The following is a 26100-nucleotide window of genomic DNA, read 5'->3' as shown; positions in this document are numbered from 1 at the left end:
ATACGCCCTCTGCGCGGGCTACTCGATCAGCAAGGAAGCGGCGTCGCGCGACCCGCCTAGCCGAAGAGCTCGCCCGGATTCGTCACGCGCCAGCCGAACCCCGGGTCCTCGATGGTCCCGTCCGCGACGAGCGGCACCGGGTACGCCTGCCCGTTGACGGCCACGTTCACGGTCCCGACCTCCTGCCCGTCCGCGACGACCTCCACCGGATCGAGGGACACGCTCGTGGTGACGGTCGTCGCACCCCAGACCAGGAGCGACTGCGCCTCGCTGCTCTCCGCCACCGCCGACTCGCCCCAGGCGCTGGTGTAGCTGCCGAAGTCCTGCCCCTCCTCGGTCAGCGTCACCGTCCGGAAGCCCGCCTCGACGGTCGGGATCAGCGTCAGGACGTCCGCCGCGAGCTGCGGATGCGTCCGAGCACCGACCACGACGCCGACGAGCGTCACCGGCCGTCCCTCGACCGTGGTGTCGAGCGAGAACAGCAGGCACGCGCCGGCCTCGTCGGTCGTGCCGGTCTTGATCCCGTCCACGCCGGCCTGCCCGAGGAGCTTGTTGGTGTTCTCCACCGTCCCCACGCCCGGGATCACCGCGGAGGGCATCGCCACGATCGGCGCGAGCACCGGATCCCCGATCAGCAGCTCGCCGAGCACCACCATCTCGAGCGTGGTGCTCACCGTCGCCGGCGACAGCCCGCTCGTGTCGGCGACCACCGTGCCGGTGAGCCCGCGCTCGTCCAGCCAGGTGCGGGCGGCGGCGAGGTAGCCCTCCTCCGAGCCGAAGGCCCAGACGGCGAGCGACTTCGCGTAGTTGTTGGCCGAGGGCAGCATCAGCACGGTCAGCGCCTCGCGCTCCGTGAGCTCCAGCCCGGCCGAGACCGGCGCGACCGAGCCGTTCTCGGCCACGGAGTCGTTGTAGTAGCCGACGTCCGTGCTCGTGAACGCGATCGTCTCGCCGTCCGTCCCCTCCGCGATCGGCTTCGCCGACAGCACCACCAGCGCCGTCACCACCTTCGCGATGCTGCCGATCGGCAGCTGCCCGGTCGAGCCGTAGGTGGAGAGCATCCCGCCGTCCGCCGGCCCCTGCACGCCCACCGCCGAGATCGCCCCGGCGCCGTAGGACGGCCACGCGACCGCGGGCGCGTCGATCACCGTGGGCGGCGTCTCCTGCACGACCGCCGTCGCGACGGGCAGCTCGGCTCCGGCCGCGTTCGCGGCGTACGCGCCGCTCGCGCTGACGAGCACCGCCGCGAGGACGACGCCGATCACGGCGAGCGGACGCGGGCGGCGCCGCCGGGGTGCCTCCGGCGCGGGCGCAGCCGTGACGCTGCCCACGACGTCGATCGGCGAGCGGTCGGGGCGCGTCGGAGAAGTCACCCGGTCATCGTAGGCGGACCCCCGCCGGACACCGCGGAGGCGGCGCGGGGCTGCCGCCCGCCGTTCCGCACCGCCTGTTCGGAGCAGACGGCTCCGCCCAGTCGACTCAGCGCCCCCGCGTCAGCGCCCACAGTGCGACGGCGCTCGCCGAGGCCACGTTCAGCGAGTCCACGCCGTGCAGCATCGGGATGGTCACCACGGTGTCGGCCGCGTCCAGTGCCGCCCGGCTCAGCCCGTCACCCTCGGCCCCCAGCACGATCGCCACGCGCTCGGGCCGGTCGGCCGCGTACTCGTCCAGCGGCACCGCGTCCGGCGCGAGTGCCAGCGCGGCGACCGAGAACCCCGCGGCGAGCAGCTCGGTCCGCGCCGGCCCCCACTCCGGGATCCGCGTCCACGGCACCTGCATCACCGTGCCCATGCTCACCCGCACGCTCCGCCGGTAGAGCGGGTCCGCGCAGCGCGGGCTCACCAGCACCGCATCGGCCCCCATCCCGGCAGCCGCGCGGAAGACGGCGCCGACGTTGGTGTGGTCGACGAGGTCCTCGAGGATGACGACGAGCCGCGCGTCCTCGAGCAGCGACGCCATCGACGGCAGCTCCGGACGCCGCATCGACGCGAGCGCCCCGCGGTGCAGATGGAACCCGGTCAGCTCCTCGATCATCGCGTCCGGCCCGACGAACACCGGCACGTCCGGGAAGCGCTCGAGCACCTCCGCCGCATCCGGCAGCCGCTTCTCCTGCACCAGCACCGACTTCGGCACGTGCCCGGCGTCGAGCGCGCGGACGATCACCTTCGACGACTCCGCGATGTAGAGGCCGCCCTCGGGCTCGAGCACCCGGCGCAGCGCCACGTCGGTCAGGCGGTGGTAGTCGGCCAGGAGCGGGTGGTCGAGGTCCTCGATGTGCACGATCGGCATCCCGGAACCCTAGGGCACGGCGCGGTCTAAACTGGCCGATGGAGTGCCCGCGTGCGCGGGTGTCCGAGGGAGGCGTGGATGGAGTCGGGTCCGACACCGATCGCCGACGGCAGCAGTGCCGATCAGGCCGACGAGCAGCAGGCCGATCTGCAGCGGGCCGACGAGCAGCGCTCCGCCGCCCTCGATCGCACCGTCGAGCTCCTGGCCGGCCGCCGCATCGCCGCCGTCACCGGCGCGGGCGTGAGCACCGACTCCGGCATCCCCGACTACCGCGGCGCGGGAGCCCCCGTCCGCAGCCCGATGACCTACTCCCAGTTCGTCGCGGACCCCGACTACCGCCGCCGCTACTGGGCCGGCAGCCAGCTCGGCTGGCGCCGCTTCACCGCCACGCTGCCCAACGACGGCCACCGCGCCCTCGCCCGGCTCGAGGAGCGCGGCCTGCTCACCGGCGTCGTCACCCAGAACGTCGACGGCCTGCACGTGCGCGCCGGCTCGCAGCGCGTCGTCGACCTGCACGGCTCCGCCGACCGGGTCCGCTGCATGACCTGCGGCCAGTACTTCGCCCGCGACGCGATCGCGGAGCGCATCGAGGCGCTCAACCCCTGGCTCGACGACCCCGACATCTCCTCGCTCAACCCCGACGGCGACGCCGAGGTGCACGACGTCTCGGCGATGACCGTCCCCGAGTGCACGGTCTGCGGCGGGATCCTCAAGCCCGACATCGTCTTCTTCGGCGAGTTCATCCCGACCGAGCGGTTCGAGGAGGCGCGCGCCATCGTCGCGGGCGCCGACGCGCTGCTCGTGGCGGGCTCGTCGCTCGTCGTCAACTCCGGCATCCGCTTCCTCGAGATCGCCCGGCGCGCGAAGATGCCGATCGTCATCGTCAACCGCGGCACCACCAAGGGCGACTCGCGGGCCGGCATCAAGATCGACGGCGGCACGAGCGAGGTCCTCCGCGCCCTCGCCGAGCGCCTCCCGTCGCGCTGACCCACCGCTCCCCCACCACCCGAGAGGCCCTCGTGACCCAGCTCACCCTCGTCCGGCACGGCCAGACCGACTGGAACGCCGCCCGCCGCATCCAGGGCGCGAGCGACATCCCGCTCAACGACACCGGCCGCTCGCAGGCCCGGGCCGCCGCCCGGCTGCTGCGCGAGCGCGACTGGGACGTCGTCGTCGCCAGCCCGCTCCAGCGCGCGCACGAGACCGGGGCGATCATCGCCCGCGGTCTCGGCCTGCCCGAGCCCGAGGTCGTCGAGGGCGTCGCCGAGCGCGCCTACGGCGAGGCGGAGGGCATGACCGGCGACGAGCTCCGCGAGCTCTTCCCCGGCGGCATCGAGGGCGCCCGCATCCCCGGCTGCGAGACCCGCGCCCAGGTCGTCGAGCGCGCCACGGCCGCGCTGCTCGAGATCGCCGAGCGCTTCCCGGAGCAGCGCGTGATCGTCGCGACGCACGGCGCCGTCATCGGCAGCCTGCTCCGCGCCCTCAGCGAGGACGAGCTGCCGGCCCAGGGCACGACCGTCGGCAACGGCTCGCGGCACGACTTCGCGATCGTCGACGGCGCCCTGCAGATCGTCGCGGTCGACGACTCCGGCGACGTGGTCGTCGTCGACGCCGACCTGCAGTCCGACCTGGACGACGTGCTCAGCCCGAGCGCACCCGCCTGACGCCCGGCCCGGGCGCCGCTCAGCGCCCGACGCTCGTCAGCAGCTCCAGCAGCACCCGCGCGGAGTCGCGCCACGAGTACGCCGCCGCCCGCTTCCGCGCCTTCGCCGACAGCTTCCGCCAGCGCTCCGCGTCCTCGAGCGAGCGCACGCCCTCGGCGATGCCCTTCGCGCTCGACGGATCCACGTAGACCGCCGCGTCGCCGCCGATCTCGCGGAAGATCGGGATGTCGCTGACGACGACCGGGGTGCCGAGCGCCATCGCCTCGACCAGCGGGATGCCGAAGCCCTCGTCCCGGCTCGCGGTCACCAGCGCCGTCGCGCGCGCGAGCGCCTCGCGGTAGGAGGCGTCGTCCGCCCCCTGGTGGAAGACCAGCTTCGCCGTCGGCGCGAGCGAGCGGAGGGTCTCCACCGTCTCGTCGCTCGCCCGGCTCATCAGGTGCAGCTCGTAGTCGGGCAGCAGCCGCATCGCCCGCGCCAGCGACTCCACGTTCTTGTAGGGCATGAACGAGCCCATGTAGACGAGCGAGCGCGCGTCCGAGCGGTCCGGCAGCGCCGCCGCGAGGGCTGCGCTCGCCTCGTCCGGCGCCGTCGCCGCGTTCGGCACCACGACGACCGGCCGGGTCGTCAGCCGGTGCGTGCGGAGCAGCCCGCGGGTCGTCTCGGACACCGTCACGATCGCGTCGGCGCGCTGCAGCAGGCGCCGCTGCGGCCACCACGCCAGGTGGTAGAGCCGCCAGAGCCCGCGCACCGGCAGCGGAAGGTCGCGCGGCGGTGTGCGGTGGCGGTAGTAGATCAGGTCGTGCACGGTCAGCACGAGCTTGTAGCGCCGGCCGAGCGAGCCCATCGTCTGCATCGGCGAGAACACCACGTCGGGCCGCAGCCGGTTCACCAGCAGCGCCACGAACGGCTCGAACGGCCCGGTCGGCGAGGTGACCTTCTCCCACGGCAGATCCGGCAGCATCGTCCGCTGCCGGCGGTCGCTGATCAGCATCGTCACGTCGTGCAGCTTCGCCAGCTCGGCCACGATCTCCGCGGTGTAGCGGCTGATGCCGTCGTGGCGCTCGAGCCGGGTGTACCGGCAGTCGACGACGATCCTCATCGGTCGATCCCCTCGTCCAGGGCCGCGCGGAGGACGGCGGCCGCCTCGTCCGGCGTCTCGTAGTGGATGAGGTGCCCGACCCCGTCGATCACGTGCAGGCGGGCGTGCGGCAGCGCCTCGAGCAGTCGGTACTGCGCGGAGAGCGGGGTGATGTCGTCCTGCGCCGCGGCGATCAGCAGCGTCGGCACCGCGATCCGCGCGGCGTACTGGCTGACGTCGTGCGAGACCGAGGCGCGGAACGCCTCCAGCACCGTGTCGCGCGAGGCGAAGGCGCTGAAGTAGCGGTCGTGCTGGTCGTGCACGAAGCGGCGCAGCGGCCCGTCCTTGGTCTTCACCATCGCGAGGCTCATCACCCGCACGATCAGCGGATCGCCGAGCAGGCGCAGCCCGAGCGGGCGCGGCAGCACCGCCCCGAGGCGGTAGTAGAGCACCGCGAGCCGGGTCAGCACCCCGCGCGGGCCGGCCAGGGCCGGCGCGGCGATCGGATTGACGAGCACGAGCAGCGGCGTCTCCAGCCCGCCCGCGACGGCCGCCGCGGAGACGATCGAGCCGAAGGAGTGCCCGAGCACGACCGCGCTCCCCCGCAGCCCGAGCGCGTCCAGGAACTCGCCGAGCCAGGCCGCATAGCCCTCGACGTCGTGCGCGTGCGCCGTCATCGGCGGCGACGCGCCGAAGCCGGGCAGGTCGGGCGCGATCACGCGGGCGTCCGCGCCGCCCGCGAGCAACCGCGCGATCACCGGCTCCAGCCCGTGGTGCTCGCCGCGGAATCCGTGCACCAGGACCAGCACGGTCCCGGCGTCGGGGTCGCCGTAGCTCCAGTAGGCGGTGGTGGCCCCGGCGACGTCGACGGCGCTCTCGCTGATGGCGAGTCGCCCGAGGTCGGCGGCGTAGGGGGAGGCTATGGTCATGACGGTCCCCATCGTAGGGAAAGCCCGTCGAACTTCCCGCCGCAACGCCTTGCGGGCCCTCGATCCGAGCCGCAAGCATGAAGGCGCGTTCGCACGCGACGCACCGCCCGTCCCCCGTCCTCCGCTCCGATCCCGGTGCGGCGCCGGTCATCCGCTCAGGCAGCAGCAGAAGGAGCACCGTGAGCTTCACGTCCCCGATCCAACTCCCCGGGCTCGCCCTCGATCCGCAGTGGTACCGCAGGGCCGTGTTCTACGAGGTCATGATCCGGTCGTACTACGACTCGAACGGAGACGGCGCCGGCGACATCAACGGCCTGGCGTCCAAGCTCGACTACCTGCAGTGGCTCGGCATCGATGCGCTCTGGCTGCCGCCCTTCTACATGTCGCCGCTGCGCGACGGCGGCTACGACGTCTCCGACTTCAAGGCGATCCTCCCCGAGTTCGGCACCATGGAGGACTTCCGCGAGCTGGTCCGCAAGGCCCACGAGCGCAACATGCGCATCGTGATGGACTTCCCGCTCAACCACACCAGCGACCAGCACGAGTGGTTCCAGCAGTCGCGCTCCGACCCCGAGGGTCCCTACGGCGACTTCTACGTCTGGAACGACACCGACGACAAGTACCCGGACATCCGGATCATCTTCGTCGACACCGAGGACTCGAACTGGGCCTTCGACGCCGAGCGCCGCCAGTTCTACTTCCACCGCTTCTTCTCGCACCAGCCCGACCTCAACTTCGAGAACCCGGCCGTGCACGAGGCCATCCACGACGTCGTCAAGTTCTGGCTCGACCTCGGTGTCGACGGCATCCGGCTCGACGCGATCCCCTACCTCTACGAGTCCGACGAGGGCAACGGCGAGGGCGAGCCGCCCACGCACGACTTCATCAAGAACCTGCGGACGATGGTCGACCGCGACTACCCCGGCCGCATCCTGATCGCCGAGGCGAACCAGTGGCCGCGCGAGGTCGCGGCGTTCTTCGGCACCGAGGAGGAGCCGGAGTGCCACATGGCCTTCGACTTCCCGGTCATGCCGCGCATCTTCTACTCCCTCCGCGCGCAGACCGCGAACGAGCTGAAGAAGGTGCTCTCCGAGACCTTCGACATCCCCTCCGGCGCGGCCTGGGGCGTCTTCCTCCGCAACCACGACGAGCTCACCCTCGAGATGGTCTCGGAGGAGTACCGCCAGGCGATGTACGGCTGGTACGCCTACGACCCGCGGATGCGCTCCAACATCGGCATCCGCCGCCGGCTGGCGCCGCTGCTCGACAACTCGCGCGCCGAGCTCGAGCTGATCAACGCCCTGCTCTTCTCGCTCGCCGGCAGCCCGTTCCTCTACTACGGGGACGAGATCGGCATGGGCGACAACATCTGGCTGAACGACCGCGACGCCTCGCGCACCCCGATGCAGTGGACCCCGGACCGCAACGCCGGCTTCTCGGCCGCCGACCCGGGCAAGCTCGTCCAGCCGATCGTGCAGTCGCTCGTCTACCACTACAACCAGGTCAACGTGGAGGCGCAGCTCGCCCAGTCGCGCTCGCTGCTGCACTGGATGCGGAACGTCCTGCACGTGCGCCGCGGCCACCCCGCCTTCGGCCTCGGCTCGATGCGCGTCCTCGAGACCGACCACGAGTCGGTGCTCGCCTTCGTCCGCGACTACGCCGGCTCCGGTACCGCAATGGGCGACCAGCCGGAGGAGGTGCTCTGCGTCTTCAGCTTCAACCACAACCCGGTCTCGGTGACGATCACCGACCCCGAGAACCCCGGCTCGACGCTGACCGATCTCTTCGGCGGCGGCCGCTTCCCCGGCTTCTCCGAGGACGGCTCGCTGACGATGACGCTCGGCACCCAGGGCTTCTTCTGGCTGCACGTCGCGAAGGCCGGCCAGGCCCGCGAGGGTCTCACCCGCTGATCCGGCCTTCGCCCGCCCGACCGCGCAGCACGCCGCGGGGCCTCCCGACGATGTCGGAGGCCCCGCCTAGGCTGTCGGCGTGAGCACCACCGAGACGAACCAGGCACCGACGCTCTTCGACGAGACCCTCCTCGACGAAGCCGGGTCCACCGGCGGGTCCGTAGGTGCGTCGGAGAGGTCGGAAGGCTCCGACGGCGCCCGCTGGTACGACCGTCTCGCCGTCTTCGACCTCGAGACCACCGGCATCGACGTCCGCACCAGCCGCATCGTCACCGCGCACGTCGGCGTGATCGACGCCGACGGCACCCCGGTCGAGGGCACGACCTGGCTCGCCGATCCCGGCGTCGAGATCCCGGCCGGCGCCAGCGCCGTGCACGGCATCAGCACCGAGCACGCCCGCGAGCACGGCCGCCCCGCTGGCGAGGTCGTCGCCGAGGTGTCGGAAGCGCTCCGCTCGCTCCTGGCCCGCGGCATCCCCGTCGTCATCTACAACGCCCCCTACGACCTCTCGCTGCTCGCCTTCGAGGCGCGCCGCTGGGGCGTCCCGGTGCTGATCGACCCGAGTCCCGTCATCGACCCGCTCGTCATCGACAAGGCGGTCGACCGCTACCGCAAGGGCAAGCGCACACTGGTCCAAGCCGCGCTGCACTACGGCGTCCCGCTGACCGAGGCGCACGACGCCGGCGCCGACGCGATCGCCGCGGGCCGCGTCGCCCAGGCCCTCGGCCGCGCCTTCACCGAGGAGCTCGGCGGCGGTGCCGACGCGCTGCACGCCCTGCAGATCGACTGGTGCCGCACCCAGGCCGAGTCGTTCCAGGAGTACATGCGCCGCGTCCGCGACGAGAGCTTCGTCGCCGACGGCGCCTGGCCCGTCCGGCACTGAGCGTCCGGTAGCGACCTCTCGGCACTGATGTCGCGGCTCAGGTGAGCGTGCGACCCTCCGCGAGCAGCGCCACGTACTGCGCGATCCGCCGCTCCCGCGTCTCCGGCCGCTTCAGCTGCGACAGCCGGAAGAGGAACGCGAAGCGCTTCTGCCCGCCGACCGTCGCGAAGAAGGCGGCGGCCGCCGGATCCGCGGCCAGTGCCGCCGTGAAGTCGTCCGGCACCACCGCGTCGCGCTGCCGGTAGGCGGCCTCCCAGCGCCCGTCCGCCCGCGCCCGCTCCACCTCGGCGAGTCCGGCCGGCAGCATCCGGCCCTCCTCGAGCAGCCGCGCCACGTGGTCGCGGTTCACCTTCGACCAGGGGCTCGCCCGGCGCCGCGGTGTGAACGCCTGCAGCTTGAACTGCTCGTCGAACGCGCCCGCCTGCCCGTCGATCCAGCCGTGGCAGAGCGCGACGTCGAGCGCCTCCGCGTAGGTGATGCCCGGGTCGACGGCCGCCTTCTTCCGCAGCTTCAACCGCACACCGCCCGGGTCCGGCTCACCGCGGAGGTAGGCGTCCCACTCCTCGGGCGTCGTGAGCGGCAGGATCGGCTTGTCGGCGAAGGACACCATCCCCGGACGCTACCGCCTCTCGGCCCGCCGCGTCACGGGCCCGGAACCGGTGATGCCGTCACGAGGACATGCGGCGGCCCCCGCGCGCAACCGCTCGACCGCTGCCCCGCGCTGCGCTGGGATCGGAGGACAGCGGGACCACCCGGGTCCCCGGCGAGGAGCAGTCATGCCCACCATCCGCACGGTCACCGTCCTCGGCAGCGGAGTCCTCGGCTCCCAGATCGCGTTCCAGGCCGCCTTCCACGGCTTCGCCGTCACCAGCTACGACGTCACCGACGAGGTGCTCGACGCCGCGCGCGAGCGCTTCCGCGGGCTCGCCGGCGTCTACGAGTCGGCGCAGGTCTCCGGAGGGATGCCCGGCGGCGCCGCCGCGGCCCTCGAGTCGCTGCGCCTCACCTCCGACCTCGCCGAGGCCGTCGCCGACGCCGACCTCGTGATCGAGGCCGTCCCCGAGGACCTCGCGCTCAAGCAGGAGCTCTACGGCCGCCTCGGCGCGCTCGCCCCCGAGCGGACGATCTTCGCGACCAACTCCTCGACGCTGCTCCCCAGCGATCTGAAGGAGTCGACCGGCCGCCCCGACCGCTTCCTCGCCCTGCACTACGCCAACCACGTCTGGGTGCAGAACACCGCCGAGATCATGGGCACGGCCGACACCGCCCCGGCCGTCGTCGACGCCGTCGTCGCCTTCGCCGTCGAGAGCGGACTCGAGCCGATCCGCCTGCAGAAGGAGAAGGCCGGCTACCTGCTCAACTCGCTGCTGGTGCCGCTCCTGAACGCCGCGAGCGGCCTCCTGATGGGCGGCTACGCCGACCCCGAGACCATCGACAAGACCTGGCGGATCGGCACCGGTGCCCCGCTCGGCCCCTTCCAGATCTTCGACGTCATCGGCCTCAACACCGCCTACCACGTCGCCGTCGCCGCCCCCGACGAGGCCTCGCAGGCCTTCGCCGCCCACCTCAAGACCGAGTACCTCGACCAGGGCAGGCTCGGCACCGCCACCGGCGAGGGCTTCTACCGCTACTGATCCGCGCGGCGACCGATCTGCGGGCGCGGTCGATCTCGATACTCCCGCTTCGCGGGCTACTCGATCAGCAGGGAAAGGCGGGCCGCGCAAGCGAGACGAGCGCGCTGCACATGCTGGTCGAGTAGCCGCGCAGCGGCGTATCGAGACCCGCCGTCGTCAGCAGGCCGGGACTGCAGACTCGACTTCTGACGACAGCGGATCTCGAGACGCCCGTTCCGCGGGCTACTCGATCAGCAGGGGGGGAACGACGAAGGGCCCCCGACCGCGAGGTCGAGGGCCCTTCGGAGGCGGGAGACCGGAGCCTACTTGCCGAAGTTCTTGTAGCGCGAGTTGAACTTCTCGACGCGGCCGGCCGAGTCCATGATGCGCTGCTTGCCCGTGTAGAACGGGTGCGAGGCGGACGAGATCTCGACGTCGATGACGGGGTACGTGACGCCGTCGAGCTCGATCGTCTTGCTGCTGGTCGCCGTCGAGCGGGTGAGGAAGGTCTCACCGGAGGCGAGGTCGCGGAACACGATGGCCTCGTACTTGGGGTGGATGTCGGTCTGCATGATCGTGTCCTGTCGCTTGTGGTCCTGAACCGCGCCTGTCGTCGACGGGTGCGGGTGGATGAGTGGCGGGCGCACCGCGAACGGGCCCGAACCAGCTACCGAGAATAGCAGACCGCCGCCGCCACGGGGAGGTGCGGCACGCGGTCGCGCGAGCCCGCGCTCAGCGGGCGCGGGCCGAGTAGCGCCCGTTCTCGTGCGTCAGCGCGATGTCGAGCCCGAAGGCGTCCGCGAGGGTCGCCTCGGTGAGCGCCTCGGCCAGCGGGCCGGCGGCGACGACGGCGCCGTCGCGCAGCAGCAGCGCGTGCGTGAACCCGGCCGGGATCTCCTCGACGTGGTGGGTCACCATCACGATCGCGGGCGAGGCCGGGTCCTGCGCGAAGCCGCCGAGCAGCTGCACGAGCTCCTCGCGGGCGCCGAGGTCGAGGCTGCCGGCCGGCTCGTCGAGCAGCAGCAGCTCGGGGTCGGTCATGATCGCGCGGGCGATCTGGACGCGCTTCTGCTCACCGTCGGAGAGCGTGCCGAAGGTGCGGTCGGCGAGGTGGTCGAGCTTCCACTCCACCAGGACGCGGCGCGCGCGGCGCTCGTCGATCTCGTCGTAGCCCTCGTTCCAGCGGCCGGTCACCGCGTAGGCGGCGGTCATCACGACGTCGAGCACCGTCTCGCCCGCGGGCAGGCGGCGCGCCATCGCGGTCGAGGCGTAGCCGATCCGGGGGCGCAGCTCGAAGACGTCGACGCGGCCGAGCGTCTCCTCGAGCAGGTGCGCCGAGCCGGTCGACGGATAGTTCTGCGCCGCGGCGATCTGCAGGATCGAGGTCTTCCCGGCTCCGTTGGAGCCGAGGATCACCCAGCGCTCCTCCTCGGACACGGTCCAGTCGACGTGGTCGAGGATCCGCTTGCCGTTCCGGACGAAGGACACATCGACGAACGAGACAACGCTGGGCATGCGGACCAGTCTAAAGGGAGCGGGCGGCGGGCTCAGACGAGCGAGTCGTAGATCGCACGGGTGTCCCGGGCGATCTGCGTCCAGCTGAAGTCGCTCTGCGCCCGGAGGCGGCCGGCCTCGCCCATCCGCTTCGCGGCGGCCGGATCGGCGACGACCTCGGCCATCGCGGCCGCGAGATCCGCGATGTAGCGCTCCGGATCCACCGGCGTGCCGGTGCCGTCCGTCACCTGCTCGATCGGCACCAGGCGCCCGGTGACGCCGTCGACGACGACCTCCGGGATGCCGCCGGTCGCGGTCCCGACGACCGCGGCGCCGCACGCCATCGCCTCGAGGTTCACGATGCCCAGCGGCTCGTAGATCGACGGGCAGACGAACGTGGTCGCGGCGGTCAGCACCGCGGAGAGCTGGTGGCGCGGCAGGTGGCGGTCGATCCAGACGACGCCGGTGCGCTCCTGCTGGAGCCCCCGCACCAGCGCGGTGACCTCGGCCATGATCTCGGGGGTGTCCGGGGCGCCGGCGCAGAGCACGAGCTGCACCTCCGGCGGCAGCATCGCGGCAGCGCGCAGCAGATAGGGCAGCCCCTTCTGCCGGGTGATCCGGCCCACGAAGACGACGGACGGACGCGACGGGTCGATGCCCAGCTCGGCGAGGACCGCCTCGTCCTCCACCGGGTGCCACGCGTCGAGGTCGATGCCGTTGTAGACCACGTGCACCTTCGCCGGGTCCAGGGCGGGGTACGAGCGGAGGATGTCGTTCCGCATCCCGCCGGAGACCGCGATCACCGCATCGGCGCTCTCGTACGCCTCGCGCTCGATCCAGCTCGAGACGCGGTAGCCGCCGCCGAGCTGCTCGGCCTTCCACGGGCGCAGCGGCTCGAGGCTGTGCGCCGAGACGACGTGCGGGATGCCGTGCAGCAGCTGCGCGAGGCGCCCGGCCGCGTTGGCGTACCAGGTGTGCGAGTGCACGAGATCGGCTCCGGCCGCGTCCTGGGCGATCTGGAGATCGACGCCCAGGGTCTGCAGCGCGCCGTTGGCCTGCGCCAGCTCGGCCGGCACCGGGTACGCGAACGCCCCCTCCTCGTCCCTCGGCGCGCCGAAGCAGCGCACCACGACCTCGATGTCGTGGCGGAGGGCCTTGGTGAGCTCGGCCACGTGCACGCCGGCTCCCCCGTACACCTCGGGCGGATATTCCTTGGTCAGCAGATCGACTCGCACACCCCGAACCGTAGTACAGCGCGATCCCCCGGCGACAGACGCATCCGCGCGGGTTCGCGGACCATCGCCAACCCCTACTGTGGAGCCATGCAGTCAAAGAAGATTTTCGGCATCGTCCTCGCGGGTGGCGAAGGCAAGCGGCTCATGCCCCTCACGGCGGACCGGGCCAAGCCCGCGGTGCCGTTCGGCGGGCAGTACCGTCTGATCGACTTCGCGCTGTCCAACCTCATCAACTCGGGTCTGACCCAGATCGTGGTGCTGACGCAGTACAAGTCGCACTCGCTCGACCGCCACGTCTCGCAGACCTGGACGCTCTCGGGGCTGCTCAACTCGTACGTCGCGTCCGTCCCGGCGCAGCAGCGGCTCGGCAAGCGCTGGTTCAGCGGCTCGGCCGACGCGATCCTGCAGAGCCTCAACCTGATCCGCGACGAGAAGCCCGACATCGTCGTCGTGGTCGGCGCGGACCACGTCTACCGCATGGACTTCTCGCAGATGATCGAGGCGCACATCAAGTCGGGAGCCAAGGCGACCGTCGCGGCGATCCGCCAGCCGATCGAGCTCGCCGACCAGTTCGGCGTCATCCAGCTCGCGGGCGACGAGGCCGGCGACGGCGTCGTCCCGACCAAGATCGCCGAGTTCCTCGAGAAGCCCAAGGACGCGGTCGGCCTCGCCGACTCCCCGCACGAGGTCCTCGCCTCGATGGGCAACTACGTCTTCGACGCCGACGCGCTGATCGACGCGGTCATCCGCGACGGCGAGCTCTCCACCTCCGACCACGACATGGGCGGCGACATCATCCCCGACTTCGTCGCGCGCGGCGAGGCGGGGGTCTACGACCTCAAGCTCAACGAGGTCCCCGGCTCCACCGATCGCGACCGCTACTACTGGCGCGACGTGGGGACGATCGACTCGTTCTTCGAGGCGCACCAGGACCTCATCTCGGCGCTGCCCGTCTTCAACCTCTACAACCAGCAGTGGCCGATCTTCTCGTCGCAGCTCAACTCGCCGCCCGCGAAGATCGTGCGCGACGGCAAGGGCAACCTCGGCACCACCGTCGACTCGGTGGTCTCGCTCGGCACGGTCATCTCCGGAGCCCACATCGAGCGCAGCGTCGTCGGGCCCTGGGCGATCATCGAGTCGAACGCCACGGTCTCCGACTCGGTCGTCTTCGACAAGGTCCGGATCGGCCCGGACGCCGTGGTCGCCCGCGCTATCCTCGACAAGGACGTCGTCGTCGAGCCCGGCGCCCGTGTCGGCGTGGACCACGACCACGACCGCGAGCGCGGGTTCACCGTCACCGAGTCGGGCATCACCGTCGTCGGCAAGGGCGTCGTCGTCCGCCCGTAGCACCCCCGCGGGTCGAGAGCACTGCGCTTCCGCGGGGCGGGCCCCCCCGCGCGCCGGCCCTGCCGGCGCGCGGACCCGACCGATTGGCCCGTCCTTGAGTGAGCCTCTGCGCACACCCGCCCGCTTCCTGGTCGTCGTCGACGCCGACTCCACGCTGCTGCAGGACGAGGTGATCGAGCTGCTCGCCGCGCACGCGGGCTCCGAGGAGCGCGTCGCCGCGATCACCGAGCGCGCGATGCACGGCGAGATCGACTTCGGCGAGAGCCTGCGCGAGCGCGTCGCCACCCTCGCCGGCGTGCTCGACGACGTCTGCGCCGGAGTGAGCGGCCGCGTCAGGGTCACCCCGGGAGTGGAGGAGCTGATCGCCGGCATCCACGCCGCCGGTGGCCGGATCGGCGTCGTCTCGGGCGGCTTCCACGAGGTGCTCGATCCGGTCGCCGGGGCGCTCGGCCTCGACTTCGTCCGCGCCAACCGGCTCGGCAGCCGCGACGGCCGCCTGACCGGCGCGGTCGAGGGCCCGGTCATCGACGCCGCTGCGAAGGCCGCGGCCCTCTGCGAGTGGGCGGCGGAGTCCGGCGTCCCGCTCCGGCGCGCGATCGCGGTCGGCGACGGCGCGAACGACCTCGAGATGATGCGGGTGGCCGGCCTCTCGGTCGCCTTCAACGCGAAGCCCGTGGTCCGCGAGCGCGCCGACCTCGTCATCGACGGCCTCGATCTCAGCCAGCTGCTGCCGGTCCTCGGCCTGCGCGGCTGACGCCGGTGGGGCGGCGCCTCAGCCGCCCGCCGTCGCGATCAGCGCCGCCGCGCTCAGGGCCAGCGCCCAGCTGACCAGCGAGCCGACCAGGAAGTACTCGGCCTTCGAGCCGCCCTCGCCGTCGCGGGAGATCTCCGGGAAGCGCACGATGCCCTTCGCCGCGAAGACGGCGCCGGCCAGCCCGATCGCTCCGGCGAGGGTGAGCCCGGTCACGAGCAGGCGCTCGAGCGGCCCGATGGCGCGACCGCCGCGGAGATCCGGAACGCGCACCTCCTGGGGTGCCGGCCGGGCGAATCGAGCACGGAGCGAGAAGCGGCTGCGGGCGGCGACCGGCTGCGGCAGCTCGCGGTAGAGCGCGGCGCGCACGACGACGTTGGCGCTCTCGAGGAGGAAGAGCGCGGCGCCCCCGGCGAGCAGCACCTGGGCGATCGGCGGCACCGGCCCGGATCGCCCGAGCTCCGCGTAGGCGTCGACCAGGAGGCCGGCGGCGGGCCCGGCCGCACGATCCAGCACCGAGAGCAGGAGGACCGCGACGACGAGGCCGACGGCGGGTCGGAGCCCACCGGGCGGTCGAGTGCCCGCCGCGGTCGTCGTGAGCAGCAGCCAGGCTCCGGAGAGGACCGCGACGATCGCGACCCCGAGCGGCGGAGCCCCGAGGCCCAGCACTGCGGAGAGCACCGCTCCCACCCAGAGCACGACGATAGCCCCGGCAGCGACCGGCCTGCCGAGGTGCGTCCGAGCGAGGTCGGCCAGCCCGACGAGCGCGAGCAGCAGCGCGGTCAGCACGCGTCCGCCAGCAGCCGCGCGCCGGTGAGCAGGGCGCCCGCGCCCGCGCGCTTCAGCGCCTGCGACACCGCCGACTGCGTGATCGACTCCTGCTCGGCCAGGACCTTCTGCGGCAGCCCGCGCGCGGTGCCGAGCACGAGCCGCCGGTCGCGGTCGCTCATCTCGCCGACGAGGGCGTCGCGGGCGAGGAGGTAGGCGTTCACCGCGGCCTCCTGCGCGTCCGGGGCGTCCGAGGCGATGAACCAGCCCCGGGCGGTCGGCACGGCTCCGTCCTCGAGGGCGTGCGCCCGCTCGATGGCCGCTCGCGCGCGCCACCAGCCGGGCCCGTCCTGCAGGTCGCCGGCGACTCCGGAGCCGACCACCCGGACCTCGCCGCGTCCGAGACCGACCCGGCAGTCCACCCCGGGCGGCAGCGCCAGGCGCGCCTGGAGCGTCGCCCCGAGGGCCGCGGAGACGGAGGCGTAGACCGCCTGGAACTCGTCCCCGACCGTCGGGTGCAGCGGTTCGAGTGCCGGGACCGCCGCGTCGACCGCCGCGAAGCCGCGCTCGATCTCGCGCTGCACGGAGGACCGCGCGGTGATCTCCCGGGAGTCGACCAGGTCGAGCAGCACCGCGACGACGGGGGGTTCGGTCATCGCATAAGCCTACAGCTGATATCCATCGGATATAAGCTCCCAGCTGATACGGTCAGTGACCCATCCCGAGGCCGCCGTCGACGGGGATGACGGCGCCGGAGATGTAGTCCGCCTCGTCGCTCGCCAGCCAGCGGGTGACCTTCGCGACCTCGGCGGCCGTGCCGTAGCGGGCCAGCGGGATGCTCTTGCGGTACTCCGCCTGCTGCTCCGCCGGGAGCTCCGCCGTCATGTCGGTCTCGATGAACCCGGGTGCGACGACGTTCGCCGTGATGTTGCGGGCACCGAGCTCGCGGGTCAGCGACCGGGCGAAGCCGACCAGCGCGGCCTTGGACGAGGAGTAGTTGATCTGGCCCGGTCCGCCGTAGAGGCCGACGACGCTCGAGATCAGGACGATGCGGCCGAACCTCTGCTTCAGCATCGCCTTCGACGCCCGCTTGACGACCCGGAAGGCGCCGGTGAGGTTGGTGTCGATGACGGAGGTGAAGTCCTCCTCCGACATGCGCAGCAGCAGCATGTCGCGGGTGATGCCGGCGTTCGCGACGACGACCTCGACCGGCCCGAGCTCGGCCTCGATCTGCGAGAAGGCCGCGTCGATCGAGGCGGAGTCGGTCACGTCGGCGACGACGGTGAAGGAGCCCTCGGGACCCGAGCCGGAGCGCGCGGTGACCGCGACCCGGTGACCGGCCGCCACGAACTCCTCGGCGATGGCGAAGCCGATCCCCCGGTTGCCCCCCGTGACGAGGACGGTGCGCGGCGTGGTCATGGTGTCCCTCTCCGCCGGCGCGCGGGCGGCTCCGGACGACCCGTACATCTTAGAGGCGCTCGGCGCAACACATCCGCGGATAGGGCAGTCCGAGCCTTCGGTCAGCGCGCACGACGTAGTCTGATGGGGCTGTGAAATCACGCGAATCGCTCACCTCCCTCCCGCCGTCGCCCAGTGCCGCGCGTCGCTCCCGCGCGATCAAGTACTCCATCGCCATGGGCATCAGGATGGTCTGCGTGATCTGCCTGATCTTCGCCCAGGGCTGGTGGCTGCTCTTCTTCGCCCTCGGCGCGATCGTGCTCCCCTACTTCGCCGTCGTGCTCGCCAACGTCGGCAGCGCCGGTGAGAGCGGAACGGTCGAGCGTCCCGGTGCGATCGTGCTGTCCCGGCCGGTGCCGCCCTACCTGCCGCCCACGGCGGACGACGCGGCGCCCTCCGCCGACGCGCCCGAGGGCGGCGACCCGACCGAGGGACGACGGTGATCCCGCTCGGCGGCGTGCCCGATCAGCACGCCTGCTCGCGCGCCGGCTGCGCGCTGACCGCGACCTGGGCGATCGAATGGCGGAATCCGCGCATCCACACGGCGGACCGTCGGAAGACCTGGCTCGCCTGCGGGGAGCACCTCGACTACCTGCGCGAGTTCCTCGCGGCGCGGGAGTTCCCGCTCGAGGTGAAGCCGCTGCTGACGGTGGACCGCGGAGCCGCTCTGTGAGCGCGACGGCGACGCGGCCGTCCTGGCGCTTCGCCTTCTCGCGCCGCTGGTTCGGCTACCTGGCCCTCACGATCGTCTTCGCCGTCGCCTGCGTGCTGCTCTCGCGCTGGCAGGTCGCGCGGCTCGACGAGGCGGCGAGCACCAACCGGCTCGTCACCGCCAACTGGAACGCGGACCCCGTCGCACTCGACGGGCTGCTCCCCGAGGGAGCGAGCTGGGACGACGCGCTCGAGTACCGGCCCGTCAAGGTCAGCGGCGTCTACGAGACCGACGGCGAGACGCTCGTCCGCAACCGGCCGTACAACGGCAATCCCGGCTTCGAGATCCTCACCCCGCTGCGCCTCGCGGACGGCAGCGTCTTCGTCGTCGATCGCGGCTGGGTCCCGGTCGGCTCCACCCAGGACTCCCCCGACGTCGTCCCGGCCCCGCCCGAGGGCGAGGTCACGGTGACGGTGCGGCTCAAGCCCGGCGAGGGCCGCATCGAGGGCCGCGGCGCCCCCGCCGGCCAGATCGCCACGATCCAGCTCGACGACCTCTCCGCCCAGCTCGACGAGCCGCTGCGCACCGCCGGCTACGGGCTGCTGGTCCAGGAGGACCCGGCTCCGATCGAGGAGCGGCCGCTCGCCGCGATCAAGCCGGTCGCCGACGAGGGCCTGCACATCAGCTACGCGATCCAGTGGGTGCTCTTCGCGATCATGGGCTTCGGCGGTCTCGCCTGGGCGATCCGGCACGAGTACCGGATCCGCAACGCCGACGACCCCGAGGTCATCGCCGCCGAGGAGCGCCGCGAGCAGCGCCGCCTCCGCCGCGGCCGCACCGACGCCGAGATCGAGGACGAGCTGCTCGACGCCCGCTGACCGAGCGGGATCCACTGGGAGGACACGCCCGCACACATGCTGGTCGAGTAGCCCCGCAGGGGCGTATCGAGACCCGCCGTCACCAGCAGGGCGGGTCTGCCGACTCGAGCTCTGATGACGGTGGATCTCGATACGCCCGCTTCGCGGGCTACTCGATCAGCATGAGCGCAGTCCCGAGACCTCGAAGGCCGCGGATCAGGCCAGCATGATCAGGTCGAGGTAGTCCGCGGTCCAGTGGTCCTCGGTGCCCTCGGGCATGATCAGCACGCGCTCGGGGTTGAGCGCCTCCACCGCCCCCTCGTCGTGGCTGACCAGGACGACCGCGCCCTCGTAGTGCGCGAGCGCGTCGAGGATCTCCTCGCGGCTGGCCGGGTCGAGGTTGTTGGTGGGCTCGTCGAGCAGCAGCACGTTGGCGCCCGAGACGACGATCATCGCCAGGGCGAGGCGGGTCTTCTCGCCGCCGGAGAGGACTCCGGCCTGCTTGTGCGAGTCGTCGCCGGTGAAGAGGAACGAGCCCAGCACGCGGCGGGCCTCGGTCTCGGTGAGGTTCGGGCTCGAGGAGACCATGTTCTCCAGCACCGAGCGCTTGACGTCGATCGTCTCGTGCTCCTGGGCGTAGTAGCCGATGCGCAGGCCGTGGCCGGCCTCGATCACGCCGGTGTCCGGCGCGTCCACACCGCCCAGAATGCGCAGCAGCGTCGTCTTCCCCGCACCGTTCAGCCCGAGGATGACCACCTTCGAGCCGCGGTCGATCGCGAGGTCGACGGAGGTGAAGATCTCGAGCGAGCCGTAGCTCTTCGAGAGGTTCTGCGCCTGCAGCGGGGTCCGGCCGCAGGCGGACGGGGTCGGGAAGCGGAGCTTCGCGACCCGGTCCACGGCGCGGACCTCCTCGAGGCCGCTGAGCATCCGCTCGGCGCGCGCGACCATCTGGTGCGCGGCCGCGGCCTTCGACGCCTTCGCGCCGAAGCGCGCGGCCTGCAGCTGCAGTGCCCCGGCCTTCTTCTCGACGTTGACGCGCTCCTTCTTGCGGCGCTCCTCGTCGGCCGCGCGCTGGCGGAGGTAGTTCTTCCAGTTCATGTTGTAGACGTCGATGACCTGGCGGTTGGCGTCCAGGTAGAAGACGCGGTTCACGGTCTCGCCGACCAGCTCGATGTCGTGGCTGATCACGATGAAGCCGCCGCGGTAGTTCTTCAGGAACTCGCGGAGCCAGACCACGGAGTCGGCGTCGAGGTGGTTGGTCGGCTCGTCGAGGATGAGCGTCTGCGCGTCGGAGAAGAGGATGCGGGCGAGCTCGATGCGGCGGCGCTGACCACCCGAGAGCGTCTTCAGCGGCTGGTCGAGGATCCGGTCCGGCAGGTTCAGGTTGCTCGCGATCGACGCCGCCTCGGCCTCCGCCGCGTAGCCGCCGAGCGAGAGGAAGCGGTCGGTCAGGTTGCCGTACTTCTTCATCCCGGCCTCGCTGACGGCCGTGTCGCTGCTCGACATCGCGACGGTGGCCTCCTGCATGCCCAGCACCAGCTGGCCGAGGCCGCGGGCGTCGAGGATGCGCGTGCGCGCCAGCTCCTCGGGATCGCCGGAGCGCGGGTCCTGCGGCAGGTAGCCGATCTCGCCGCCGCGGTCGACCGATCCCTTCGCGGCGATGAGGTCGCCGGCGAGGACCTTGGTCAGCGTCGTCTTGCCCGCGCCGTTGCGGCCGACGAGGCCGACCTTGTCGCCGTCGCCGACTCTGAAGGACACGTTCTCCATCAGGAGTCGGGCGCCGACTCGGAGTTCGAGGTCGTGCACGCTGAGCACTGTGCTGTCCGTTCCCGCCAAGAAATGGCGTTCGGTTCGGGAGGTGTGGGGCAAGAGGCCGCGGAGCGGCAGCCCCCTAGTATATTTCCTGAGCCGCGGGGCGGATCCACGTCCGCTCACCGCGGACGCGCTCGCTCCTCGCTCTCGGGCGACACGGTCTTTGGAGAACAGACATGTCCAGCTACTCTCTCGCCCCGTCGCGACCGGTCCTGGCGGACCGGCTGCTCACCCGCTCGCTGGTCACCGATCTGGTGCTCGTCCTCGCCGCCGCCGCGTTCACGGCCGGCATGGCGCAGCTGTACATCCCGATGTGGCCGGTCCCGATCACGGGCCAGACCTTCGCCGTCCTGCTCGTCGGCACCACGCTCGGCGCCCTCCGCGGCGCGCTCTCGATGGGCGTCTACGCGCTCGTCGGCGCCCTCGGCGCCCCGATCTTCACCGAGGGCTCGAGCGGCTGGGCCGTCCTGGCCGGCCCGACCGGCGGCTACATCGTCGGCTTCGTCCTCGCCTCGATCGTCACCGGCTGGCTCGCGCAGCGCCAGTGGGACCGCCGCGTCGTCGGCACCGCCGTGACCTTCCTCGCGGGCACCGCCACGATCTACCTGGTCGGACTCCCCTGGCTCGCCACCGCGCTCGGCTCGATGGGCTACCCGGCCGACCTCGGCTCGGTGCTGACCGCCGGCCTCGTGCCCTTCCTCGTCGGCGACACCCTCAAGATCCTGCTCGCCGCCGCGCTCCTGCCCACCACGTGGGCGCTGCTCGGCCGCCGCAAGGGCTGACCCGCCCCGCACGCACGACGAAGGGCCCGGAGGATGATCCTCCGGGCCCTTCCCCGTACCTGACGCCGATCGAGCGGCGCGGCTCTAGATCGAGAAGCCGAGGGCGCGCATCATGTCGCGGCCGTCCTCGGTGATCCGGTCCGGACCCCACGGCGGCATCCAGACCCAGTTGATCCGGAACGCCTCCACGACGCCGTCGAGCGACTCCGCGGTCTGCTCCTCGAGCACGTCCGTCAGCGGGCAGCCCGCCGACGTCAGCGTCATGTGGATGACCAGGGCGTCGTTCTCGTCGTCCCAGCCCAGGTCGTAGATGAGACCGAGGTCAACGACGTTGACGCCGAGCTCGGGGTCCATGACGTCCTTGAGCGCCTCCTCGACCTGGTCGAAGAGCTTCGGGTCGAGCGTGGTGACCGCCATGATCAGGCCGTCGCCGGGGCGAGGAAGCGGTCGTAGCCCTCGTCCTCGAGACGGGTCGCGAGCTCCTTGCCGCCCTGCTCGGCGATCCGGCCGGCGACGAAGACGTGCACGAAGTCGGGCTGGATGTAGCGCAGGATCCGCGTGTAGTGCGTGATCAGCAGGACGCCGAGACCGGTCGAGGCGTGGGCGCGGTTGACGCCCTCCGAGACGATCTTGAGCGCGTCGACGTCGAGGCCGGAGTCGGTCTCGTCGAGGACGGCGAACTGCGGGGCGAGCAGCTCGAGCTGCAGGATCTCGTTGCGCTTCTTCTCGCCGCCGGAGAAGCCCTCGTTGACGTTGCGCGCCGCGAAGGACGGGTCCATCCGCAGGTCGGCCATGGCCTTCTTGACGTCCTTGGTCCAGGTGCGGATCGCCGGCGCCTCGCCCGCGATCGCGGTCTTGGCCGTGCGGAGGAAGTTGGTGTTGGTCACGCCGGGGATCTCGACCGGGTACTGCATGGCGAGGAAGAGGCCGGCGCGAGCGCGCTCGTCGACGGTCATGTCGAGGACCTCGACGCCGTCGAGGGTGATCGAGCCGCCGTCGACGTGGTACTTCGGGTGGCCCGCGATCGTGTACGCGAGGGTGGACTTGCCGGACCCGTTCGGGCCCATCACGGCGTGGATCTCACCCTGGTTGATGGTGAGGTCGACACCGCGGAGGATCTGCTTGGTCCCCTGCTCGGTCTCGACACTGACGTGGAGATCGCTGATCTGGAGAACGGACATTCAGACTTCCTTCGTGACGGTCGGGTCGATGTAGACGTCGCCGTCGATGACCTCGACGACGAAGACGGGAACCGGCTCGAAGGCCGGCAGGTTCAGGGGGGCGCCGGTGCGCAGCGAGAACGCCGAGCCGTGGGCCCAGCACTCGAGGGTGTCGTCCTCGACGAAGCCCTCGGCGAGGGAGACCTCGCCGTGCGTGCAGGTGTCGCCGATGGCGTGGATCTCGCCGGCCGTGTCCTGCACGATCGCGATGGCGATGCCGTCGACGACGTAGCGGACGGCCTGATTGGGGATCAGCTCCGAGGCGGCGCAGATCTTCGCGGCGTCGCTCATGCGGACACCTCCGGCGTGTACGCGCCGGTCTGCCCGGCGCTGCCGGCCAGCTCGGCCTCGATCGCGAGCTGGAGGCGGTCCTCGAGCTCGGTCACGCCGATCTGCTGCACGATCTCGCTGAGGAAGCCGCGAACGACCAGGCGGCGCGCCTCATCCTCGCGGATGCCGCGCGACTGCAGGTAGAAGAGCTGCTCGTCGTCGAAGCGGCCGGTCGCCGAGGCGTGGCCCGCTCCGGCGATGTCGCCGGTCTCGATCTCGAGGTTCGGGATCGAGTCGGCCCGCGTGCCGTCCGAGAGGACCAGGTTGCGGTTCTGCTCGTAGCTGTCGGTGCCGTTCGCGCTCTGGCGGATCAGCACGTCGCCGATCCAGACCGTCCGCGCGCCCTGACCCTGCAGCGCGCCCTTGTAGGTGACGCGGCTGCGGGTGTCGGGGGCGTCGTGGTCGACGTAGACCTGCTGCTCGAGGTGCTGGCCGCCGTCGGCGAAGTACAGGCCGAGGAGCTCGCCGTCGGCGCCGCGCTCGACGAGGTGCGCCGAGGGGTTCACCCGGACGATCGAGCCGCCGAGGGTGACGACGATGTGCTTGACCTTCGCGTCGCGGCCGACGCGGAGGAAGTGGTTCGCGAGGTGGCGGGCGTCGTCGGCCCACTCCTGCAGCGTCACGATGGTCAGCTGCGCGCCCTCGCCGACGAGGACCTCGACGTTCTCGGCGAGAGTCGCCTCGCCCTCGTTCTGCAGCACGACGACGCCGCGCGCGTACGGCGCGGCCTCGATGATCGTGTGCGCGGCACGGGGAGCGGAGCCGAGACCGGTGCGCACGAGCGTCGCGACCTTCTCGTCCTCGCCGGTCACCCGGATCGAGAGCGCCTGCTCGAACTGCGACCAGGCGTTCGCGGCGGCGCGGTCCTCGGGGAGGCCGGCGGTGCCGATCCGCGCGTCGTCGCGACCGACCCAGGAGACGTCGACGCCCTCGACCGCCGTCGACTCCAGTGGAGTCGGCGAGCCGTTGAGGGGGCCGTCGATCAGGTCGCCGAGGCGGGCGACCGGGGTCAGCTTCCAGGCGATCTCGCGACCGGTGACCGTCTCGAAGGCGTCGACGTCGGTGGACGCGAAGCGCTCGGAGCGGGTCTGCACGGGCGTGAACGCCCCGTCGGAGTGCGCGGCGATGCCCAGGCGCGCGGCGGCGTCCGCGCCGTCGATCGCAGGGGACGTCGGGGCGCTCGTGGGGACCGTCATCAGGCGGTGGTTCCTTTCGAAGGGTGCTGGCCGCCCGACTCGGGCGGCCTCGGGGCCGGTGGGGCGAGCGTCAGCCGACGCTGCCCTCCATCCCCATCTCGATGAGCTTGTTGAGCTCGAGGGCGTACTCCATCGGCAGCTCGCGCGCGATCGGCTCGATGAAGCCGCGGACGATCATGGCCATGGCCTCGTCCTCCGGCATGCCGCGGGACATCAGGTAGAAGAGCTGCTCCTCGCTGACCTTCGAGACCGTGGCCTCGTGGCCGAGCTGGACGTCGTCCACGCGGATGTCGATCGCCGGGTAGGTGTCCGAGCGCGAGATCGTGTCGACCAGGAGCGCGTCGCAGCGCACCGTGTTCGCGGAGTGGTGCGCGTTGGCGTCCACCCGGACCTCGCCGCGGTAGCCGGCTCGGCCACCGCCGCGGGCGATCGACTTGGAGACGATCGACGACTGCGTGTACGGAGCCATGTGGATCATCTTCGCGCCGGCGTCCTGGTGCTGGCCGGGGCCCGCGAACGCGACGGAGAGGGTCTCGCCCTTGGCGTGCTCGCCGACCAGGAAGATCGACGGGTACTTCATGGTGACCTTGGAGCCGATGTTGCCGTCGATCCACTCCATCGTCGCGCCCTCGTGAGCGATCGCGCGCTTGGTGACGAGGTTGTAGACGTTGTTCGACCAGTTCTGGATCGTCGTGTAGCGCACGCGGGCGTTCTTCTTCACGATGATCTCGACGACGGCCGAGTGCAGCGAGTCCGACTTGTAGATCGGCGCCGTGCAGCCCTCGATGTAGTGGACGTAGCTGCCCTCGTCCGCGATGATCAGCGTCCGCTCGAACTGGCCCATGTTCTCGGTGTTGATCCGGAAGTAGGCCTGCAGCGGGATGTCGACGCGCACGCCCTTGGGGACGTACACGAACGAGCCGCCGGACCAGACCGCCGTGTTCAGCGCGGCGAACTTGTTGTCGCCGGCCGGGATGACCGTGCCGAAGTACTCCTCGAAGATCTCGGGGTGCTCGCGGAGGGCGGTGTCGGTGTCCATGAAGATGACGCCCTGCTCCTCCAGGTCCTCGCGGATCTGGTGGTAGACGACCTCGGACTCGTACTGCGCGGCCACGCCGCCGACGAGGCGCTGGCGCTCCGCCTCGGGGATGCCGAGCTTCTCGTACGTGTTCTTGATGTCGTCCGGGAGGTCCTCCCAGGTCTGCGCCTGCTTCTCGGTGGAGCGGACGAAGTACTTGATGTTGTCGAAGTCGATGTCCGACAGGTCGGCGCCCCAGGTGGGCATCGGCTTGCGCTCGAAGAGGGCGAGCGCCTTCATGCGCCGCTCGCGCATCCAGGCCGGCTCGTTCTTGAGCGCGGAGATGTCGGAGACGACCTCGGGCGAGATGCCGCGGCGCGCTGAGGCGCCGGCGGAGTCCGAGTCGGACCAGCCGAACTCGTAGACGCCCAGGCTCGCGAGCTCGGGGCGGTCGATCAGGATGTCTGACATAAGTACCTCGTTTCCTACCCACTGGTAACCGGTCGGGTTCCGGAGTCATTCCCCGAGGGGGATCCGAGGAGCGCATCCGGGCCGATCACGCCATCGAGTCGATGGGCGGAGCGGAGCGGTGCGTCCCGGGAAGTCCTGAGGCTTGCGGTGGCGCTCCATCGGGCCGAGGTCCGGGTCTCGCCGTCACGGCGACCGACGCGTCCCGCGTCGAACCTGAACCAACTACTCATCCTACGGAAGCCGTGCTCCCAGTGGAACCTCTGCACCTGGGTGTCGCCCGGGCACCGGAGCCCGCGCCGCCAGACCCGCATGACCACACCCGTGTCGGTGGTCCGTGCTGGAG

At 71.6% G+C, this 26100-nt stretch carries 28 protein-coding genes; 11 read left to right on the top strand and 17 right to left on the bottom strand.

What is annotated here, in order from left to right; all coding sequences use genetic code 11:
- Positions 1-56: 56 nt before the first annotated feature.
- The gene (locus tag MT355_RS14170) at positions 57-1373 is read right to left on the bottom strand and encodes a D-alanyl-D-alanine carboxypeptidase family protein (RefSeq protein ID WP_243599997.1); all 1317 of its coding nucleotides are present in this window, start codon (positions 1371-1373) and stop codon (positions 57-59) included.
- A 106-nt stretch (positions 1374-1479) separates the two neighbouring features.
- Positions 1480-2289, bottom strand: a complete 810-nt coding sequence (locus MT355_RS14165; protein ID WP_243599996.1) for an RNA methyltransferase — start codon at positions 2287-2289, stop codon at positions 1480-1482.
- Between the two features lie 78 nt (positions 2290-2367).
- On the opposite strand from MT355_RS14165, the gene MT355_RS14160 reads away from it, so the two are divergent.
- Positions 2368-3276 (top strand): Sir2 family NAD-dependent protein deacetylase, encoded by a 909-nt coding sequence (locus MT355_RS14160; RefSeq protein ID WP_243599995.1) that lies wholly within the window; start codon positions 2368-2370, stop codon positions 3274-3276.
- 32 nt (positions 3277-3308) lie between these two features.
- Positions 3309-3953 carry a histidine phosphatase family protein gene (locus MT355_RS14155; RefSeq protein ID WP_164874486.1) on the top strand — a complete coding sequence of 215 codons (645 nt, stop codon included), beginning with the start codon at positions 3309-3311 and terminating at the stop codon, positions 3951-3953.
- A 19-nt stretch (positions 3954-3972) separates the two neighbouring features.
- On the opposite strand, the gene MT355_RS14150 is transcribed toward MT355_RS14155, so the two are convergent.
- Both MT355_RS14150 and MT355_RS14145 read right to left on the bottom strand, forming a co-directional pair.
- Entirely contained in the window at positions 3973-5052 is a 1080-nt protein-coding gene (locus tag MT355_RS14150; RefSeq protein ID WP_243599994.1) for a glycosyltransferase family 1 protein, read from the bottom strand.
- Positions 5049-5960 (bottom strand): alpha/beta fold hydrolase, encoded by a 912-nt coding sequence (locus MT355_RS14145; RefSeq protein WP_243599993.1) that lies wholly within the window; start codon positions 5958-5960, stop codon positions 5049-5051. Before MT355_RS14145 ends, MT355_RS14150 begins: the two co-directional genes overlap by 4 nt.
- A 179-nt stretch (positions 5961-6139) precedes the next feature.
- On the opposite strand from MT355_RS14145, the gene treS reads away from it, so the two are divergent.
- Positions 6140-7870 carry a maltose alpha-D-glucosyltransferase gene (gene treS / locus MT355_RS14140; protein WP_243599992.1) on the top strand — a complete coding sequence of 577 codons (1731 nt, stop codon included), beginning with the start codon at positions 6140-6142 and terminating at the stop codon, positions 7868-7870.
- A 79-nt stretch (positions 7871-7949) separates the two neighbouring features.
- Positions 7950-8753 (top strand): 3'-5' exonuclease, encoded by an 804-nt coding sequence (locus MT355_RS14135; protein WP_308197389.1) that lies wholly within the window; start codon positions 7950-7952, stop codon positions 8751-8753.
- A 37-nt stretch (positions 8754-8790) separates the two neighbouring features.
- Here the strand turns inward: MT355_RS14135 and MT355_RS14130 are convergent, their stop codons facing one another.
- A complete protein-coding gene (locus tag MT355_RS14130) occupies positions 8791-9363 on the bottom strand; it encodes a YdeI family protein (protein WP_243599991.1) in 573 nt (190 codons plus the stop codon).
- Between the two features lie 166 nt (positions 9364-9529).
- On the opposite strand from MT355_RS14130, the gene MT355_RS14125 reads away from it, so the two are divergent.
- Positions 9530-10387, top strand: coding sequence for a 3-hydroxyacyl-CoA dehydrogenase (locus tag MT355_RS14125; RefSeq protein ID WP_243599990.1), 858 nt, complete (start codon positions 9530-9532; stop codon positions 10385-10387).
- Between the two features lie 302 nt (positions 10388-10689).
- Here MT355_RS14125 and MT355_RS14120 read toward each other — a convergent pair whose 3' ends face one another.
- From MT355_RS14120 to glgA, 3 genes are all read right to left on the bottom strand, one after another.
- Positions 10690-10938, bottom strand: a complete 249-nt coding sequence (locus MT355_RS14120) for a type B 50S ribosomal protein L31 (protein ID WP_123446296.1) — start codon at positions 10936-10938, stop codon at positions 10690-10692.
- Positions 10939-11098: 160 nt separating this feature from the next.
- Entirely contained in the window at positions 11099-11881 is a 783-nt protein-coding gene (locus MT355_RS14115) for an ABC transporter ATP-binding protein (protein WP_123446295.1), read from the bottom strand.
- Positions 11882-11913: 32 nt separating this feature from the next.
- A complete protein-coding gene (glgA, locus tag MT355_RS14110) occupies positions 11914-13095 on the bottom strand; it encodes a glycogen synthase (protein WP_243599989.1) in 1182 nt (393 codons plus the stop codon).
- Positions 13096-13182: 87 nt separating this feature from the next.
- Here glgA and MT355_RS14105 point away from each other — a divergent pair, with 87 nt between their 5' ends.
- A complete protein-coding gene (locus MT355_RS14105; RefSeq protein WP_243599988.1) occupies positions 13183-14442 on the top strand; it encodes a glucose-1-phosphate adenylyltransferase in 1260 nt (419 codons plus the stop codon).
- A gap of 94 nt (positions 14443-14536) precedes the next feature.
- Entirely contained in the window at positions 14537-15196 is a 660-nt protein-coding gene (gene serB, locus MT355_RS14100) for a phosphoserine phosphatase SerB (RefSeq protein ID WP_243599987.1), read from the top strand.
- Between the two features lie 18 nt (positions 15197-15214).
- Here the strand turns inward: serB and MT355_RS14095 are convergent, their stop codons facing one another.
- The 3 genes from MT355_RS14095 to MT355_RS14085 are packed head-to-tail and all read right to left on the bottom strand — an operon-like array spanning position 15215 to position 17380.
- Positions 15215-15982, bottom strand: a complete 768-nt coding sequence (locus tag MT355_RS14095; RefSeq protein ID WP_243599986.1) for a hypothetical protein — start codon at positions 15980-15982, stop codon at positions 15215-15217.
- Positions 15976-16617 (bottom strand): SatD family protein, encoded by a 642-nt coding sequence (locus tag MT355_RS14090; RefSeq protein WP_243599985.1) that lies wholly within the window; start codon positions 16615-16617, stop codon positions 15976-15978. The genes MT355_RS14095 and MT355_RS14090 overlap by 7 nt, the downstream gene beginning before the upstream one ends.
- 52 nt (positions 16618-16669) lie before the next feature.
- Positions 16670-17380: a beta-ketoacyl-ACP reductase gene (locus MT355_RS14085; RefSeq protein ID WP_243599984.1), complete on the bottom strand. Its 711-nt coding sequence runs from the start codon at positions 17378-17380 to the stop codon at positions 16670-16672.
- Positions 17381-17511: 131 nt separating this feature from the next.
- Between MT355_RS14085 and MT355_RS14080 the strand changes: the two genes are divergently transcribed.
- From MT355_RS14080 to MT355_RS14070, 3 genes are read left to right on the top strand one after another with little or no spacing between them, the layout of a single operon-like run.
- Positions 17512-17862 (top strand): DUF3099 domain-containing protein, encoded by a 351-nt coding sequence (locus tag MT355_RS14080; RefSeq protein WP_243599983.1) that lies wholly within the window; start codon positions 17512-17514, stop codon positions 17860-17862.
- The gene (locus tag MT355_RS14075) at positions 17859-18092 is read left to right on the top strand and encodes a hypothetical protein (RefSeq protein WP_243582970.1); all 234 of its coding nucleotides are present in this window, start codon (positions 17859-17861) and stop codon (positions 18090-18092) included. Before MT355_RS14080 ends, MT355_RS14075 begins: the two co-directional genes overlap by 4 nt.
- The gene (locus MT355_RS14070) at positions 18089-18949 is read left to right on the top strand and encodes an SURF1 family protein (protein ID WP_243599982.1); all 861 of its coding nucleotides are present in this window, start codon (positions 18089-18091) and stop codon (positions 18947-18949) included. Before MT355_RS14075 ends, MT355_RS14070 begins: the two co-directional genes overlap by 4 nt.
- A gap of 195 nt (positions 18950-19144) precedes the next feature.
- On the opposite strand, the gene MT355_RS14065 is transcribed toward MT355_RS14070, so the two are convergent.
- Positions 19145-20743 carry an ABC-F family ATP-binding cassette domain-containing protein gene (locus MT355_RS14065; RefSeq protein WP_243599981.1) on the bottom strand — a complete coding sequence of 533 codons (1599 nt, stop codon included), beginning with the start codon at positions 20741-20743 and terminating at the stop codon, positions 19145-19147.
- A 173-nt stretch (positions 20744-20916) separates the two neighbouring features.
- Between MT355_RS14065 and MT355_RS14060 the strand changes: the two genes are divergently transcribed.
- Positions 20917-21522: a biotin transporter BioY gene (locus MT355_RS14060; RefSeq protein WP_243599980.1), complete on the top strand. Its 606-nt coding sequence runs from the start codon at positions 20917-20919 to the stop codon at positions 21520-21522.
- Between the two features lie 84 nt (positions 21523-21606).
- Here MT355_RS14060 and MT355_RS14055 read toward each other — a convergent pair whose 3' ends face one another.
- The 5 genes from MT355_RS14055 to sufB all read right to left on the bottom strand — a co-directional run bounded on the left by MT355_RS14055 (position 21607) and on the right by sufB (position 25757).
- Entirely contained in the window at positions 21607-21939 is a 333-nt protein-coding gene (locus MT355_RS14055) for a metal-sulfur cluster assembly factor (protein WP_123446284.1), read from the bottom strand.
- Between the two features lie 2 nt (positions 21940-21941).
- Positions 21942-22703, bottom strand: coding sequence for a Fe-S cluster assembly ATPase SufC (gene sufC, locus MT355_RS14050; protein WP_123446283.1), 762 nt, complete (start codon positions 22701-22703; stop codon positions 21942-21944).
- Complete coding sequence (locus MT355_RS14045; protein ID WP_123735785.1) at positions 22704-23033, bottom strand: non-heme iron oxygenase ferredoxin subunit; 330 nt, start codon at positions 23031-23033, stop codon at positions 22704-22706. It lies immediately after the preceding gene.
- A complete protein-coding gene (gene sufD / locus MT355_RS14040) occupies positions 23030-24268 on the bottom strand; it encodes a Fe-S cluster assembly protein SufD (RefSeq protein WP_243599979.1) in 1239 nt (412 codons plus the stop codon). Before sufD ends, MT355_RS14045 begins: the two co-directional genes overlap by 4 nt.
- 70 nt (positions 24269-24338) lie before the next feature.
- Positions 24339-25757: a Fe-S cluster assembly protein SufB gene (gene sufB / locus MT355_RS14035; RefSeq protein WP_123446280.1), complete on the bottom strand. Its 1419-nt coding sequence runs from the start codon at positions 25755-25757 to the stop codon at positions 24339-24341.
- Positions 25758-26100: the final 343 nt, after the last annotated feature.

This window comes from Rathayibacter sp. VKM Ac-2929, assembly GCF_022815495.1.
GTDB classification, from domain to species: Bacteria; Actinomycetota; Actinomycetes; order Actinomycetales; family Microbacteriaceae; genus Rathayibacter; species Rathayibacter festucae.
Note: the sequence above shows the minus strand (reverse complement) of the source record. Positions and strands in the feature narration are given on the sequence as shown.